Source organism: Crocosphaera watsonii WH 8501 (assembly GCF_000167195.1).
Classification (GTDB): domain Bacteria; phylum Cyanobacteriota; class Cyanobacteriia; order Cyanobacteriales; family Microcystaceae; genus Crocosphaera; species Crocosphaera watsonii.
Map to the genome: position 1 here is coordinate 26,170 of NZ_AADV02000006.1, position 15,003 is coordinate 41,172.

Annotated in this window: 14 protein-coding genes and 3 pseudogenes; 11 read left to right on the forward strand and 6 right to left on the reverse strand. The window is 37.8% G+C overall.

Annotation, left to right across the window (positions count from 1 at the left end):
- The first annotated feature begins 142 nt into the window (after positions 1–142).
- The gene (locus CWATDRAFT_RS10800; protein ID WP_232287070.1) at positions 143–874 is read left to right on the forward strand and encodes a hypothetical protein; all 732 of its coding nucleotides are present in this window, start codon (positions 143–145) and stop codon (positions 872–874) included.
- Here CWATDRAFT_RS10800 and CWATDRAFT_RS10805 read toward each other — a convergent pair.
- Positions 858–1,499: pseudogene (locus CWATDRAFT_RS10805) on the reverse strand (transposase). The gene CWATDRAFT_RS10800 and the pseudogene CWATDRAFT_RS10805 overlap by 17 nt on opposite strands.
- Before the next feature lie 64 nt (positions 1,500–1,563).
- A complete protein-coding gene (locus CWATDRAFT_RS10810) occupies positions 1,564–2,145 on the reverse strand; it encodes a helix-turn-helix domain-containing protein (protein ID WP_007305051.1) in 582 nt (193 codons plus the stop codon).
- Positions 2,146–2,149: 4 nt separating this feature from the next.
- Here CWATDRAFT_RS10810 and CWATDRAFT_RS39695 point away from each other — a divergent pair, with 4 nt between their 5' ends.
- Positions 2,150–2,302, forward strand: coding sequence for a hypothetical protein (locus tag CWATDRAFT_RS39695; protein WP_232287071.1), 153 nt, complete (start codon positions 2,150–2,152; stop codon positions 2,300–2,302).
- Here the strand turns inward: CWATDRAFT_RS39695 and CWATDRAFT_RS10820 are convergent.
- The 3 genes from CWATDRAFT_RS10820 to CWATDRAFT_RS10830 form a co-directional block, all read right to left on the reverse strand.
- Positions 2,288–2,944 carry a hypothetical protein gene (locus CWATDRAFT_RS10820; RefSeq protein WP_007305052.1) on the reverse strand — a complete coding sequence of 219 codons (657 nt, stop codon included), beginning with the start codon at positions 2,942–2,944 and terminating at the stop codon, positions 2,288–2,290. The two genes, CWATDRAFT_RS39695 and CWATDRAFT_RS10820, sit on opposite strands and share 15 nt — an antisense overlap.
- A gap of 75 nt (positions 2,945–3,019) precedes the next feature.
- Positions 3,020–3,772 carry a TerC family protein gene (locus CWATDRAFT_RS10825; protein WP_007305053.1) on the reverse strand — a complete coding sequence of 251 codons (753 nt, stop codon included), beginning with the start codon at positions 3,770–3,772 and terminating at the stop codon, positions 3,020–3,022.
- 188 nt (positions 3,773–3,960) lie between these two features.
- Positions 3,961–4,836: an alpha/beta fold hydrolase gene (locus CWATDRAFT_RS10830; protein ID WP_007305054.1), complete on the reverse strand. Its 876-nt coding sequence runs from the start codon at positions 4,834–4,836 to the stop codon at positions 3,961–3,963.
- A gap of 96 nt (positions 4,837–4,932) precedes the next feature.
- On the opposite strand from CWATDRAFT_RS10830, the gene yidD reads away from it, so the two are divergent.
- Positions 4,933–5,157: a membrane protein insertion efficiency factor YidD gene (gene yidD, locus CWATDRAFT_RS10835; protein WP_007305055.1), complete on the forward strand. Its 225-nt coding sequence runs from the start codon at positions 4,933–4,935 to the stop codon at positions 5,155–5,157.
- A gap of 49 nt (positions 5,158–5,206) precedes the next feature.
- Here yidD and CWATDRAFT_RS10840 read toward each other — a convergent pair whose 3' ends face one another.
- Positions 5,207–6,100 (reverse strand): carbohydrate ABC transporter permease, encoded by an 894-nt coding sequence (locus CWATDRAFT_RS10840; RefSeq protein ID WP_007305056.1) that lies wholly within the window; start codon positions 6,098–6,100, stop codon positions 5,207–5,209.
- Positions 6,101–6,508: 408 nt separating this feature from the next.
- Between CWATDRAFT_RS10840 and CWATDRAFT_RS10845 the strand changes: the two are divergent.
- The 8 genes and pseudogenes from CWATDRAFT_RS10845 to CWATDRAFT_RS10880 all read left to right on the forward strand — a co-directional run bounded on the left by CWATDRAFT_RS10845 (position 6,509) and on the right by CWATDRAFT_RS10880 (position 14,992).
- Positions 6,509–8,107, forward strand: a pseudogene (locus tag CWATDRAFT_RS10845) (ABC transporter substrate-binding protein).
- Between the two features lie 23 nt (positions 8,108–8,130).
- Positions 8,131–9,027, forward strand: coding sequence for a VWA domain-containing protein (locus CWATDRAFT_RS10850; RefSeq protein ID WP_007305058.1), 897 nt, complete (start codon positions 8,131–8,133; stop codon positions 9,025–9,027).
- Between the two features lie 5 nt (positions 9,028–9,032).
- A complete protein-coding gene (locus CWATDRAFT_RS10855) occupies positions 9,033–9,326 on the forward strand; it encodes a nucleotidyltransferase family protein (protein WP_007308763.1) in 294 nt (97 codons plus the stop codon).
- On the forward strand, positions 9,323–9,661 hold the full coding sequence (locus CWATDRAFT_RS10860) for a HepT-like ribonuclease domain-containing protein (RefSeq protein ID WP_007305060.1): 339 nt from the start codon (positions 9,323–9,325) through the stop codon (positions 9,659–9,661). Before CWATDRAFT_RS10855 ends, CWATDRAFT_RS10860 begins: the two co-directional genes overlap by 4 nt.
- A gap of 73 nt (positions 9,662–9,734) precedes the next feature.
- Positions 9,735–13,054, forward strand: a pseudogene (locus CWATDRAFT_RS41335) (tubulin-like doman-containing protein).
- 240 nt (positions 13,055–13,294) lie between these two features.
- The gene (locus CWATDRAFT_RS10870) at positions 13,295–13,696 is read left to right on the forward strand and encodes a hypothetical protein (RefSeq protein WP_232287072.1); all 402 of its coding nucleotides are present in this window, start codon (positions 13,295–13,297) and stop codon (positions 13,694–13,696) included.
- 8 nt (positions 13,697–13,704) lie between these two features.
- Entirely contained in the window at positions 13,705–14,286 is a 582-nt protein-coding gene (locus CWATDRAFT_RS10875) for a helix-turn-helix domain-containing protein (RefSeq protein WP_007303150.1), read from the forward strand.
- Positions 14,287–14,350: 64 nt separating this feature from the next.
- Positions 14,351–14,992: a transposase gene (locus tag CWATDRAFT_RS10880; RefSeq protein WP_007305065.1), complete on the forward strand. Its 642-nt coding sequence runs from the start codon at positions 14,351–14,353 to the stop codon at positions 14,990–14,992.
- Positions 14,993–15,003: the final 11 nt, after the last annotated feature.

Below are 15,003 nucleotides of genomic sequence, written 5' to 3' on the forward strand. Positions count from 1 at the left end.
AAAAATAGTCAAAGCTAATTTAAAAGTTAGCGTATTTCTTTCTTTTAGATAGGGAGGTTTTTGTTCGCGGAAAGTATCCGCGAACAACTTTTTATTTTTCCCTTTTCGCTTATTTGAGATGTTCTACAAACAGATTCTGAGAATGGGTGGGAAACTTTTTCTTGGAAATCACCTTACCTTGGTACTGCTAGCTACTTGTGCCTTATTAACGTTATTTTTTGTGAATGGAGCTAAGCAATTTTTACCTACTTGTGATTCTATAAGTTACGACGATAGATATTTACGGGATGCTAATGGAGAATGGATTTTAAGTGCGGACGGAATAGTAATTAGAACGCCTTGTAAAAATTCAATTCCCTTTGCTCAAGGAATTTTGGGTCTAAAAGTCTTAGCTGGTTACATTCCTCTAATTTTTTGTGCTTATTACTTAATCAACGATAAGAAACAGTTATTGTTTCTAGGTCGCTTATTAGTGGTAATAGCAATTATTTGTTGTGGCTTAGCACTGATACAATTTTGGATGTTCAAAACTGGACGATGTCAAGGGACGGATCATTTAGCAGGAGAACTATTATTTAAACCAACTATAAAGGCAAGATGCTTGGTTGGAGGTTCTGCTTTATACTCTCCGAGTCAGGGACAGATTCGTATGCCTGGAACTTTTGTTTCTCCTTGGCACTGGGGGTGGTTTTTAGTGGCAAATGCTGCTATTTGTTTTTCTGTTGCCTTTAGTGATTCTGCATTCTTTTGGAGAAATTGCGGGTTATTTGGCATGGCAATGGTCTTTATTAATGCTGTTATCTGTGGTCAAAGACTTGCCCTAGCACTAGTGCAGCTTAGCAAAAATAATCCACCAGTCACTTATGATCTTTAAAGCCCTTAAATTTCCAAACGAACGGCTTAGCAAAATGTTGATTAAAGTAATCAATAAAATTGAGAATTTTTTGGGATAGTTCTTCAGTTGAACGGACAGTAATTCTTTTGAGTAAACGCCTGACTAAGATCTAAAACCAACACTCAATTTGATTAAGCCACGATGTATGTTTGGGAATATAAACAAAGCGAATTCGATGAGATTCATCTGATAAAAAATCTGCTCTGCTGTCCATAGATTGCAAAATCCCCTCCTTTCCTTTTCTCCCCAAATCAATAGTAATTCCACAGCTTTCTGCTACTAATTTGACTAAGCTTTCCGATTTATGAGTGTTGAGTTTATCTACAATAAAAATCCATTCTGCTTTTTCATCAATCTTAATCGTTCTCTGGATATGTTCAGAAAAATCTTGTTCTGTTCTTGTCGGTCCAATAGAGGGACTAACAACTTTTCCTCTTGCCACATCCCAGTTCGCAATCAAGCTTAAAGTTCCGTGTCTTTCATATTCAAATTCGATTTTTTCTACTTGTTTAGGCTTGATTCTTTTGTTCGGAAATAATCTCTCAAGAGCTTGAATCCCTGTCATTTCATCTGTACTAATTAAATGAATTCCTTGTTCTAACAAAGTTTTAGCTTCTTGATGAAGTTCACAGATATATTTGACTTGCTTTTTAAATTTTAAGGGATCATCAATTTTGGCATTTAACCAGTAACGAATGAGATGTGGTTGTAATGTCGCTTCTTTTTAAAAAACGCCCCACACTACGGGGGGAAATCTTTTCGACAATTCCTCTTTTTATGGCTTCATCCGCCAACTCTGAAGGTGTCCAATGGCTCACTGCTCTGTCTGATTTTTCACATTCTTCACAAGCGATCTCTACAATCTGGACTACTTGTTCGACCGTAAAGGATTTTGTTGTTCCAGGTCTTGGGCGATCGCTTAAAATTCCTTTGATCAAGACCATTAATGCTTTCTCCGTTACCTGTTGTTCTTCGGCGGCACTCAGTTTTTCTCTCTCCTCAAACCATCGCGATCGCCACTGACGCACTTGTACTCGGTCTAATTCTAATCTTCGACTAATCGAACTATTGCTCTCTCCTGATGCTGCGGCTAAGATTAGCTTGGCTCGTCTAACAAGGCGATAGGGGTTTGTTGTCCCTCTCACTATTTGTTGGAGTACTGTTTTCTGTAGGTTGGAGAGGTTAATTGGCAATGCTTTTATCATGGACATCAACTTCGAGATTCTTCCGTTAGTTTCATTGAAACACATTGTCGTGGCTAGTCACGGAAGTTTCTGTAAAAATCTGGTGGATTACTTTCGCCAAGCTGCACTAGAGAGTTTGGTGGACAAGATAAGCGATTATGGTTCCATTAATTTTTTGTCTCTTACTTTGCCCATCAAACAACTTCAATTAACGGTAACTTAATTGTTGGGATGATTGTAACTTTAAAAGATGAACAGTTCCTGCGCCAATTTCTACAACTCTAACATTATCAGGACTACTTAAACCTTTTAAAATACCAAAAGCAACACCGCCAAAACTGCCTCTTTGCATATCAGGAATATCAGCATCAAATACACCACCAAGAGCATTGGCTAAGTTACCATAGACTTTACTTCCTTGTCTGGCCATTTCTTCTGCGGTTCTAACGGTAATCGTTCTTCCAGGTAACACAGAACTGATAGCATTAATAGGAATCATTTGACTATTCAAAATGATAGATTCTGCCACCAATAAAGCACCATCTCCATAAGGTTGTACTTTCAAACTAATAGGAGTGTTAGCAGGAATCAATATATCTCCCGAAGGAGACTTAATATCCTGCATTAATGGCAAAATAATCGGTGCAGAATCTCCCTGTCCCACATCAACAACAGTATTTTGGGGAAAGGTCACTAACAAGGGGGTAGATTGAGGTAAAATAACCCCTTGATTAGCAACGGATTCCTGCGAAACTGAACCGTTAACAATAATGTCGGGATAGTCTGTTGCCTTGGCTGGAACCCCTAAAGCAACAAATGACAATAAGCTAAGTGTCAGACAAGTAAAATCGTTTGATAATGACATTTTGCAACTCCTTAAGTTTTGTGTTCATTCTCTACACTCATTAAGTAGTCTTCATCACCGTTAGCTTATGCACTTTTAGGACGAGATTTTTTCGGGTTCTTTACTAACTTGATCTTCCATCGGTTCAATGGGAATTTTTACCTCATCTTTGCTGTCTGGGTTGCGTTTAGAAAAACCCCAAGCAAAGACTAAAGCGATCGCACTAATCATTAACCATTGGGGGGGAACCAACTCAGGATTAATCACCCGGAATAATAACCTTAATCCCACAAAACCAACGGTGATAAAACCAGCATCCTCAAGATAAGTATACTCGTTTAACCAACGGATAAATAATTCTGCCAAAAACCGTAGGGTAATCACCCCAATGGTTCCTCCTAACAAAATTAACCAAATTTCGTCAGCTAAAGCAATGGCAGTGGTAACACTATCCAAAGAAAAGGCTAAGTCTGTAACGGCAATTAAAGGAATCGCTTGCCAAAGGGAGGCAAACTCTGGACCATGATGATTATCTTCTTCATTATCTTGGGAAGTAAAATAATTGAACACTAACCACAGTAAATAAATAGCTCCTAACAGTTCAAATTGCCAAAATTTAACCACCCAGGTAGCTGTGAGAATTAAGGACATTCGTAGCACGTAAGCCACCACTAAGCCAAGATTAAGGGCTGAACGTTGTAATTCTGGCTTTTTTAACCCTTGGGCGATGGCCGCTAAAGCAATGGCATTATCAGCTGATAGCACCGCCTCTAGAGTGATTAAAATTAATAGTAAGATCGGGGTTTTTAGACTAAAGGCCATAGAAGAGTCAAGAATCTGGTCTAACATTCAAAAAATTTAGATATAATAAGTGCCATCAACAAGGAGGGACGAGTGAACACGACTTAAATTGTCTTATGATCTAAACGATTCCTTAAATTAATGATAATGTATTTAACAAACTCTCGTCAGATTTCTCATCTTTTTCTTCTGATTCTGATCTCAAAGGCGATCTCAGTCTCAAATACCTGTCCCCTTTAGATTTCATGGGTTATCAGAATGTTGATCATTTTTTCCCCTAATAATTCTGGTTGTTCTACCATAGAGAAATGACCACAATTGGCAAGTTCAATGACATTTTGTCCTTGATACTTGAAAAGTTCGTGAAAACTGGCTAGATAACTAACATATTGCGGTTCCATCACTGTATCCTTGTCCCCCGCAAAAAAATAAACAGGTTGTCCCAGACGAGAGACAATTTGAGGTAATAGATGTACTTCTGTCTCCGTGGTAGAGTCTAGGAGTGAGCCTAAAGCGGCTTCTGAGTCTGCCCTTACCAAGTCTAGGACTCGTTGCTTACCCCATTGTCGGGCAATAGGATTAGCCACCATCATCCTAGAAAACAAAATATCAACCAAAGGAACATTGGATAACCAAGGGGGACGATACTTAATTAGTTGCTGGCCTGCTGAGCGAAATCTCTCAAATTCCTCTTTTAAATAAATGCCTCCTCCCGCATTTAAACAAATAGCCCCTCGTATTTTTTCGGGGCAAAGATCAGCACCCCATAAGGCAATACTACCTCCCAAAGAATGACCAATCAACCAAGCTCTTTTAATGTTTAATTTTTCCAGTAAGATAATTAAATCTTGAGCGTAAGCTTCTAAAGTGTAAGGAGAAGAGCTAGAGTAAGTTTCTGATACGGAGTCGCTCAAGGGTTTAGAATCGCCGAAGCCTCTAAGATCATAGGTAAGACAAGGGTACTCCACCGACAACTGCTCTATCAAAGGATGCCAGTATCGACGGCTCAAGAGCCAGCCATGAATAAAAATTAAAACAGGGTTTGAGTTTTTAGAGGATGGAGACGTTAACTCATAAGCATGAGGAACCCCCAAGATATCAATGGTTGGCATAAATCGTCTTACCCTTTGATGATCTCCATAGCTTAATTCCCTTATTATAGTTTAAAAAGGGACTCTTCTGATCGTTTTCTTCCCATGCGAGGATTCATGAAAAAAATTCTAATCTTACTGATTAAAGGCTATCGTAATTTTATTTCTCCTTTGTTTCCCCCTAGTTGTCGTTTTCGTCCAACTTGTTCTCAATATACCTTGGAAGCTATTGAGAGATTTGGTCCGGTACAAGGTAGTTGGTTGGGTTTAAAACGAATTTTACGCTGCCATCCGTTTCATCCTGGTGGTTACGATCCCGTTCCTCCTGTGAGCAAAAAATAAACCCATTGGCAAAGTATTAAACTAATAATACTTTGTCAACTAAGATTTTCTAAAGAGTTGGGTTCTTAGAAATTTTCAGATTGATAAAGGAAAGAATTAAAATGATTAAAAATAGAATCAGTCCTATGGTACAAGCATAATTAATATCCAAATCTTCAAATGCCCTTTCATAAACATAATAAACAATGGTTTTAGAGCGATTTAAGGGACCACCTTGAGTCATAATATAAACCTCTTCAAATACCTTGGTTGCAGCAATAGAAGAGATGACCGCAACTAATAATAAATAAGGACGCATTAAGGGGATAGTAATGTCCCAATGTTTAAGCCAACCATCGGAACCATCAATAGCAGCAGCTTCGTACAATTCTTCGGGAATAGCTTGTAATCCTGCTAAATAAATAACCATATAATAGCCCAATCCTTTCCAAATCGTCACTAACATCACACTCCAGATCGCCAAATCTGGACTGGTTAACCAAGGAATACCTTCACTTAAGCCTATTTTTTCTAATATTTGGTTAAACAAGCCATTAGAACTATACAAAGCTTTCCAAGCAATTCCAGCCACAACCATAGAAATAACAACAGGAACATAAAAAGCTAAGCGAAACCAACTGATTCCTTTGAGTTTATTGTTGACTAAAATAGCTAAGAGCAACGGCAAAATAACCAAGAGAGGAACAACACCAACCAAATATAAAATGGTATTAGTTAATGTCAACCAAAATACCGGATCTTTAAGTAATCTTTGAAAATTATCCAAACCCACCCACTGGGGGGCTTGAGTAATATCATAATCGTATTGAGTAAAACTCAAAGAAAAAGCTTGAATTGCAGGAATAAAAACAGTGAAGAGTAGCAAGAGTAAAGCCGGGAGTAAAAATAAATAGGGAGTAAAATTCAATATTTTACTTGAGCTATTTGTTAAAGAAATTTTCATAAAAATATTTCTAACTTATTAAAAACCGTACAAACATATATAGCATTTCTCATACTTGTGAGGCTTCGCCGTGAGCGCGGCTCCGAACGGTACAGAGTTTTCTAGTGTTAGGAGTTAGGAGTTCGGAGTTCGGAGGCGCGATATTAGGTGTACATATTGAGTCCGAGAAACGCTATAAACATCAAGCATTTTGACATTCAACATAGATATAGTCAATTGAAGAACTGTGGGAAGACGAGAAAAAATATTAATGTTTTGCTCCCCCAGTCTCCCCAGTCTCCCCCAGTGTTAAATCTGTGATACAATTTTGTATGGCCGAATTTGATAGATATGTTATGGCGAAAATGAGTCAAATTCTCAAACAATCGTTCATAATTTAAGGATGGTGATAAGGAGCGCAATCTAACCATGAGTTCATGGACTTGTGATGGAGTACCTAAAGACGGGAAACAATATCCTGGGGTATCTCCCCACGCCCCCCAAAATAATACCGGACCAGACTGTATTATCTGTGGCTTGCCAAGAGAAGCCATGGAACCTAGTGGGAGCAGTAAACCAGGAAAAACAGTTATGACAGGGAGTAATGGTGGTTCGGCTAATGGAAGCCAGCAATGGCTAATTCCTGCCATTATTGCCCTTATTATCCTTCTTTTAGGGGGTGGTGTAGGTGCGTTTTTCTTGTTTAGATCCGATGATCAAGCCATTGCTCCCTCTCCTTCTTTATCCCCAAGCCCAACCACTCCCTCTCCCACAACTCCTAGCAACGGCCAGTCTATAAGTCGGGGAGAAAAACTCTTTTTGAGATCAACCCCCAAGAAACAAGAAGGGGCCGATGCCTTTAGCCAAGAAAACTGGCCTAATGCGATCGCAGCTTATAAAAGGGCAGCGGAAAGAGATCCCAACGATCCTGAAAGTCGTATCTATTGGCATAACGCCCAAGCTAAACAAGCAGGAAACCCCATAACTATTGCTGTAGCTGTTCCCACCTCCGCAATTCCCGACTCAGCAGCAGAAATTTTGCGCGGGGTAGCTAGATATCAAACAGAGTATAATCAGTCTTCCACATCAGGGCGACTGTTAGAAGTGGCCATCATCGATAGCAGTGACCCCTCCACCGCCCCAAATGTTGCCCAAGAAGTCATCAATACCCCCGAAATTTTGGGCATTGTAGGCTATGGTATCGATTCAGGGAGTCAAGCAGCCTTAAAACAATATGAAAGGGCCGGGGTTACGGTTTTATCCCCCCTGACTACTAGCTTTCAAGGATCGACCCTGAAAACTATTCCCATAGATAAAAAAGAAGACGAATTATTAGTCAGTTATTTGCAAGCAGTGGGGAAAACTTTAACCGAATATGCGGCACAAAAGCAACCCTCCCCAAACATCGCTATTTTTTATAATTCTGATAGTCGTTACTCTCAACAACTACGGCAAGAAATTATCAATAGTTTGCCAGAAGTTAAGGGAAATTTAATCAAAGAAATCGATATTAGTTACTCCGGTTTTGATGCTAATAGTGCCGTTACAGATGTGCAGAATAGCGGTGGAAGAATTGCTATTTTAGCTATGAGCAAAAGTAAAGTTTCCCAAGCAGTAGCTATAGCTAAAGCTAATCAAAATAATGGTTTTCCTTTACTATTAATGGGAGGAGACGAACTTTATAACGCTGATATTTTAAGGGACGGAGGTGATGCGATCGCAGATATAGTTTTAGCAGTTCCTTGAAGTTTTAGCCCCACAGATGACTTTGCTAAAGATGCCTTACAAAGCTGGAAAGGACGAGTCAGTTGGCGCACAGCTACGGCTTATGATGCTACCAAAGCTTTAGCAGAAACGGTTAGTAAAAACCCGGATCGCACTCTGGTTTTCCAAGAATTAACTAACGGGATCAACCTTTCTGATAGTACCACCAATTTTAACTTATTCGACCAAGTTCCCTTAGTTCAAGCCGTAAAAGGCAATCAAGGTCCCAAGGGATCGGATTATCAATTTGATCCTTTAAAATAGGACTAACAAAATAAAGGGTTATTATGAGAACTTACAGCAAAAAATTTTGGCAAGAATCATGGTTTTTATTACCTTTAGTCTGTTTACTCATTGCTTTGATCGGGTTGACTAGCTTTTGGGGTTTTGGCATAGGAAAGCCCCCTGTTGCCGTGGCGATCGCCCTTGATCTCAGCAGCAGCACTTATGCCCAAGGAGGATGGTTAGGCAATGAGTCAACTATGACAAAAGAGGTGCAAGCGGTGCAAGCTTACCTCCAAGAAAACTCGAAAACAGGCTTTTTAGAAAAGCCCAACGATGTCCTAATTTTTGGTTTTGCCAACAGTGTTGAACCCCTCACCACTGGATTTCAATCCGATAGTCAACAAGTACAAACAGAATTAATTCAAAGTGTACAAAATACTAGCTTACCCATTAGAATTGGTGGAGGAACAAACCTAGATAATGCCCTTCAATTTGGGATTAATAGCTTAGAAAATGCCCCTAATAATTACTGTCGAGAACTGTTATTAGTTTCCGATGGGGATGCACCAGTAGATATTAATATTAGTAACAATGCAATTAGTCGTGATATCACAATTAATGGTATTATACTAGGAGAATCGGCTCCCGATTTACAAAGAACTGTAAACGCTACTGGGGGACTTTTACTAAATGGTAGTGTTGATTATTTAGACTTATTATTCGTCGATGAATTCTTTACCTATTTTAATAGTAATTTAAAATGGATTGTCTTTTGGTCTGGGTTAGCTTGGATTTTTCTCTGGTGGACTCTTGTGCTTCCCCTAGATAGAACTTTGCAACATTTTAAGGTTAACATGAATGTTTCAGGGAGATTTTCCTTATTTTTAGCCCTATTTTGGACAGCTTTTACCCTATCAATTTTGCTTTATATCGGATTACCTTTTATTTCTAAATGCTAACCTCTATGTTACTAGAACAATTATTAACAGAAAAGAGAGAAGCTATCTTATCTATAGCTGCAAAACATGGTGCCTTCAACGTTAAGATTTTTGGTTCGGTAGCCAGAGGTGAAGAGACAGAAAATAGCGATATTGATTTCTTGGTTGATTATGATTTGTCTGAAATTTCTCCTTGGTTTCCAGTTAGACTAATTCGTGATTTGGAAGCAATTTTAGGACGAAAAGTTGACGTGGTTACTCAAAATGGTCTACAAGAAAGAATTAAAGAAAAGGTACTAAAAGATTGTGTTAAACTATGAGAAGTGATAAGCAAAGATTAATTGATATTCAAGAAGCAATCATAAAAATTGAAAAGTATACCCTTAAAGGAAAAGATATGTTTATGAAAGATGAATTAATACAGACATGGATGTTATATAATCTACAAATTATCGGCGAAGCTGTTAGAAGTATATCTCAAAACTTTAAAAATTGTCATGAAAATATTCAATGGAATGATATATCGGATTTTCGGAATCTTTTAGTTCATGAGTATTTTAGAATTGATTTAGAAATTGTTTGGCAAATTATTGAACAAGAAATACCTGAATTAAAAATTAAAATTAAGTTACTATTAAAGGAAATACAAACATAAAGATTTATGTTTTTACCCCCAACATCTTACCTATCATTAACCTAAAATAGAAAATAACAATCAGGAGGCAAAAATGGCAGCAGTTGAAGAAAAAAGTATGGTTCCCACCGTCTTAGTGGGTGTGGGGGGGACTGGGGCAGAAATATTATCAAGAATACGCAGATTAGTGGAAGAAACTTACGGCAGTTTAAATGGGTTTCCTATCCTCAGTTTCTTAGTAGTTGATACCGATAAAGATTATAAAATTAGTAACCCAGAAGCAGGAGGAAGTAAATTTAAAGATCACGAAAAACATTGGGCTAGTGTTAGCGGAAAACAAGTCAGCGATATGGTTTCTGATATGGAACAATATCCTTGGATTGATCGCTGATTTCCGAGGGAGTTAGAAAGAAATATTACCTCTTTAGAAGCAGGTGCCGGACAAATTAGAGCCTGTGGAAGATTTGCTTTATTTTGTAATTATCATGATATTAGAGATAAATTTTTGGATGCCGTCAATCGGGTTAAAGGCCGCGAAAATTTTATGTTAGATCGCTATGGGATAAAAGTCAGTACCAACGCCATTAATGTGTTTGTAACAGGTTCACTTTCTGGGGGAACAGGCAGTGGAATGTTGATTGATATGGGCTACTGTATTCGTAAATGGTTAGAAGGAGAAGGAAGCCCTTTAGTAACCGCTATTGTTCCCATGCCTCAAGCCTTTGCTGGGATAAAAGTAGGCGATCGTGTGTTAGCAAATGGCTACGCCGCTATGATGGAATTGAGTTATTTTTCTGACTACCGAACCGAATATAATTCTCAATTAAGTAAAAACTTAGCCGATGAAGTTCGCAGTAACCGCCCCCTTTCGATTTTACCTATTTAGTGGGAACAAAAAACGGGGAAAGTGACTTTAAACTTGAGGAAATGCGAGAAATGATTGCACAAAATATTTTCTTAGATTTGACCTCAGATTTTTCTCCTCATAAGCGATCTATTAGAGACAATATTAAGTCTGCTTGGGCCCAAGCAGATCCCAGGGGGAGAGGATACCCCAAAAACTTTATGAGTTTTGGCTTATCTACTATTGAAATTCCTATTTTTCAGATTCGTAACTCTTTATGTTACCGCTTAGCTAAAGATATCGTTAATTGGTGGTTAAATGAACAAGTCCAACTGCCGGCAGATTCTATGGAGTTGCTAAAAACTGATATCCTCAAAAGGATGCGTTTAACCGATGTAGAATTATTGGCAGATATGGGCGCTGCACAGGATAAATCTTATATCGAAGAAGTATCCCAATGGGTTAATCAACTTCGGAAAACAATTAACCAAGAAAATTACTTACAGTGTACAGCAACAGGAATTAATATTTTTGGGAAAGAACAGGGTAAAATAAAAGACTTGGAGCAATTTATTAGAGAAGAAGTTAATAGTTATCAACAAGATCATTTTCGAGAACTAAGTCCCGAAGAAAGACGACATGGAGACTATTTTCAGCGAATTTACGATAACCGCGATCGCACAATTAATCAAGGAAGAAAAGCCCTAGAAGAGGAACTTTATCGCATTATAGAAGATCGTAATTATGGTCCCAAATTTGCCCAAACATTTATCACAATGGTAAGACAAATTTTTGATGATACTAGACAAAGATTTAGTCAACAAAAAGAACAACTTTGGGAAGTAAAAGAAATAGAAAGGCAGGAAAAATACGAAAAAGCCTTAGAAGAATTTAGTCAGATTAAAGAACAATATGGTATTACTAAGAAAGATAGAATGGAAGTCTGCTATGATTCTATACTAGAGAATCTTCAAGGGAGTTTAGTGGCAACTATACAGCGAAAAACTCGGGAAGTTTCCTTAGTGGTAATCGACCGCTTAAAAGAAGAACTAGAAAATTTAGAAAGACGTTTAAATCGTTTTCAACAATGTTTAGTTCAAACAAGAGATGAATTTTCTAAACAAGCAGATTATCAAGCAGAAAGTGCCGATGTTTTAAGCATAAATGGCATTAAATTATACGATCGAGATAAGATGAACGAACTTTATCAAGACTTAATTGAAAAATTAGGATCTGGTGTTCAAGGAAGTAAAAGTCTCTTTGAAACCGGACTAGATCAAATTTGTAGTACCTTATCAGAAGATATTTTAAAAGAAGCAAGTTCGTTATGGAAAAAAAATCGCCTTGCTGATGAATATATGCGCTTATTTGATATTCAACAGATTCCCGATGTGCAACAAGGGGATCTCGAAGAAATTATCTATAACCACAGTAAAGAAACAGTGGTAGATAAAACCCCAAAAAATTCCTATCTTTACACCGAAATGGCAGCTTGCGATCGCCTCTTCAAACTTTATAACGATGAAACAGAGATAACTAATAATATCCGTATTGCTTATAATAAATCTCGTCCCTTAATAATGATGGATCGTGCTGTTTTGTCAGGAAAAGATGCAGGTTTTACTCCCTCAACTAATGTCAATGTTGGTATTTTAGGGGGTAGAAATACCCCCGATCCCGCTTCCCAAAAACTTCTTCCTCTGCTGCAACAATTCCAAGACATTAAAGAAAGTGCTATTAAACCTTTAGGAGATACTGAACGCCATCGCATTGTATTTGTACAGGAAACTGGAGGATTTTCCTTACGTTGTATTGAGGGAATGAAAGAATTAAGACAATCCTATCAAGACTGGAAAGGAGATAGCATTGAAGCAAAACGCGCCCAGTTAAGAGGAGAACCCAGGGACTTACCTATTCCCGTTCATATCCAAAAAGAACCTCCTTTTTGGGATGTTTTTCCCGAAGATCAAAAAATATTTCAATTAGTCATTCAAGCAAGAGCATTAAATGTTTTATACCTATCAGAGAATCAATCTACAAAAGAAAAGACAATTCGTTACACTCGTAAGACTAACATAGGTCTAGAAAATGTTGACCTTGCTTCAAGTTGGGAAGAAGCATCACAAATATTAGAAGTTCGTGCTTGTCGTCCTGATCGAGAAGAAATACAAAGGCAAATCAACGAACAGTTAACCCAAGCAGAAACTCCTCAACAAAAAAGACAACTTTATCAAACATTCACCAACTATTTAGAACACCGAGCCTTAGAACTAGAAAAACAAGGAGGAAAAGATAGTCCTGAATATAAAAGAGAAGCTGAAGTTATCAAAAGATTGATTGATGATTATCAACTTTACACAACTGATACTGTTACTAATACCCCAGCAAAAACACCACAAACCCCTGCACCTAGAAAATGGTATTTGTACAAAAATAATCAACAAACTGGCCCCTTTTCTATGGATGAACTCACAACCCAAGGAGTAACCCCTCAAACCTATGTGTGGTGTGCTGGAATGGAAGGGTGGAAAATAGCATCAGAAATCACAGAATTAAGTCATATTTTTTAACCTGATTTCCCAGTTTAGCTTGAAATTTTCGGTTAGTTTTTATACGTAAATGTTGTGTTATTAGCATTCGCAATGAGAAACTAAACCTAAACAATAATATGTAAACTTTTCTAACAGCATTGAAACTTTTTGAATTTAATTTCATTAATGGTATTAGAATAAGAGGTAGAAAAAGAATTAAGCTAGATTTAAGCTAGATTACTTATTGGAGAATAGGTTATTATTGCTATGAAGGTATTTTTGAAGAAATTTCTAGTTGTTAGTGGGATGTCTAGCTTAATGGGTTTCTTTATTGGTTTAGAAACCACTGTAGCAAGTCCTTTATGTTACATGGTTAATGAATCGGGACAAACTATTGATCTTTCCCATTTATGTAGTCAGAAGGTAATTAAAGATAATGTAGGAGAAAATAGACAACAAAGAGAGGAAAATGGGGGAGAGACAGGAGTTTTAAACCGTAGAATCGCTATAGATGAGGAAAGACCATCTCGAACTCTTGAAAATTCTAGGTCTGAAGGGGCTAATATTCGTGATTTCCCCGGTGCTACTGCAAGAGATTATTATGGGACGAGAAGAACAGTAAGTCTAGTGCAGCTTGGCGAAAGTAATCCACCAGATTTTTACAGAAACTTTCGTGACTAGCCACGACAATGTGTTTCAATGAAACTAACGGAAGAATCTCGAAGTTGATGTCCATGATAAAAGCATTGCCAATTAACCTCTCCAACCTACAGAAAACAGTACTCCAACAAATAGTGAGAGGGACAACAAACCCCTATCGCCTTGTTAGACGAGCCAAGCTAATCTTAGCCGCAGCATCAGGAGAGAGCAATAGTTCGATTAGTCGAAGATTAGAATTAGACCGAGTACAAGTGCGTCAGTGGCGATCGCGATGGTTTGAGGAGAGAGAAAAACTGAGTGCCGCCGAAGAACAACAGGTAACGGAGAAAGCATTAATGGTCTTGATCAAAGGAATTTTAAGCGATCGCCCAAGACCTGGAACAACAAAATCCTTTACGGTCGAACAAGTAGTCCAGATTGTAGCGATCGCTTGTGAAGAATGTGAAAAATCAGACAGACCAGTGAGCCATTGGACACCTTCAGAGTTGGCGGATGAAGCCATAAAAAGAGGAATTGTCGAAAAGATTTCCCCCCGTAGTGTGGGGCGTTTTTTAAAAAGAAGCGACATTACAACCACATCTCGTTCGTTACTGGTTAAATGCCAAAATTGATGATCCCTTAAAATTTAAAAAGCAAGTCAAATATATCTGTGAACTTCATCAAGAAGCTAAAACTTTGTTAGAACAAGGAATTCATTTAATTAGTACAGATGAAATGACAGGGATTCAAGCTCTTGAGAGATTATTTCCGAACAAAAGAATCAAGCCTAAACAAGTAGAAAAAATCGAATTTGAATATGAAAGACACGGAACTTTAAGCTTGATTGCGAACTGGGATGTGGCAAGAGGAAAAGTTGTTAGTCCCTCTATTGGACCGACAAGAACAGAACAAGATTTTTCTGAACATATCCAGAGAACGATTAAGATTGATGAAAAAGCAGAATGGATTTTTATTGTAGATAAACTCAACACTCATAAATCGGAAAGCTTAGTCAAATTAGTAGCAGAAAGCTGTGGAATTACTATTGATTTGGGGAGAAAAGAAAAGGAGGGGATTTTGCAATCTATGGACAGCAGAGCAGATTTTTTATCAGATGAATCTCATCGAATTCGCTTTGTTTATATTCCCAAACATACATCGTGGCTTAATCAAATTGAGTGTTGGTTTTCGATCTTAGTCCGGCGTTTACTCAAAAGAATTACTGTCCGTTCAACTGAAGAACTATCCCAAAAAATTCTCAATTTTATTGATTACTTTAATCAACATTTTGCTAAGCCGTTCGTTTGGAAATTTAAGGGCTTTAAAGATCATAAGTGACTGGTGGATTA

Bases quoted from the DNA above. Each gene is read 5' to 3' on its own strand.
- CWATDRAFT_RS10800 (WP_232287070.1), top strand. From the start codon at position 143: ATGGGTGGGAAACTTTTTCTTGGAAATCACCTTACCTTGGTACTGCTA.
- CWATDRAFT_RS10810 (WP_007305051.1), bottom strand. From the start codon at position 2,145: ATGTGTTTCAATGAAACTAACGGAAGAATCTCGAAGTTGATGTCCATG.
- CWATDRAFT_RS10820 (WP_007305052.1), bottom strand. From the start codon at position 2,944: ATGTCATTATCAAACGATTTTACTTGTCTGACACTTAGCTTATTGTCA.
- CWATDRAFT_RS10825 (WP_007305053.1), bottom strand. From the start codon at position 3,772: ATGTTAGACCAGATTCTTGACTCTTCTATGGCCTTTAGTCTAAAAACC.
- CWATDRAFT_RS10830 (WP_007305054.1), bottom strand. From the start codon at position 4,836: ATGCCAACCATTGATATCTTGGGGGTTCCTCATGCTTATGAGTTAACG.
- yidD (WP_007305055.1), top strand. From the start codon at position 4,933: ATGAAAAAAATTCTAATCTTACTGATTAAAGGCTATCGTAATTTTATT.
- CWATDRAFT_RS10840 (WP_007305056.1), bottom strand. From the start codon at position 6,100: ATGAAAATTTCTTTAACAAATAGCTCAAGTAAAATATTGAATTTTACT.
- CWATDRAFT_RS10850 (WP_007305058.1), top strand. From the start codon at position 8,131: ATGAGAACTTACAGCAAAAAATTTTGGCAAGAATCATGGTTTTTATTA.
- CWATDRAFT_RS10855 (WP_007308763.1), top strand. From the start codon at position 9,033: ATGTTACTAGAACAATTATTAACAGAAAAGAGAGAAGCTATCTTATCT.
- CWATDRAFT_RS10860 (WP_007305060.1), top strand. From the start codon at position 9,323: ATGAGAAGTGATAAGCAAAGATTAATTGATATTCAAGAAGCAATCATA.
- CWATDRAFT_RS10875 (WP_007303150.1), top strand. From the start codon at position 13,705: ATGTGTTTCAATGAAACTAACGGAAGAATCTCGAAGTTGATGTCCATG.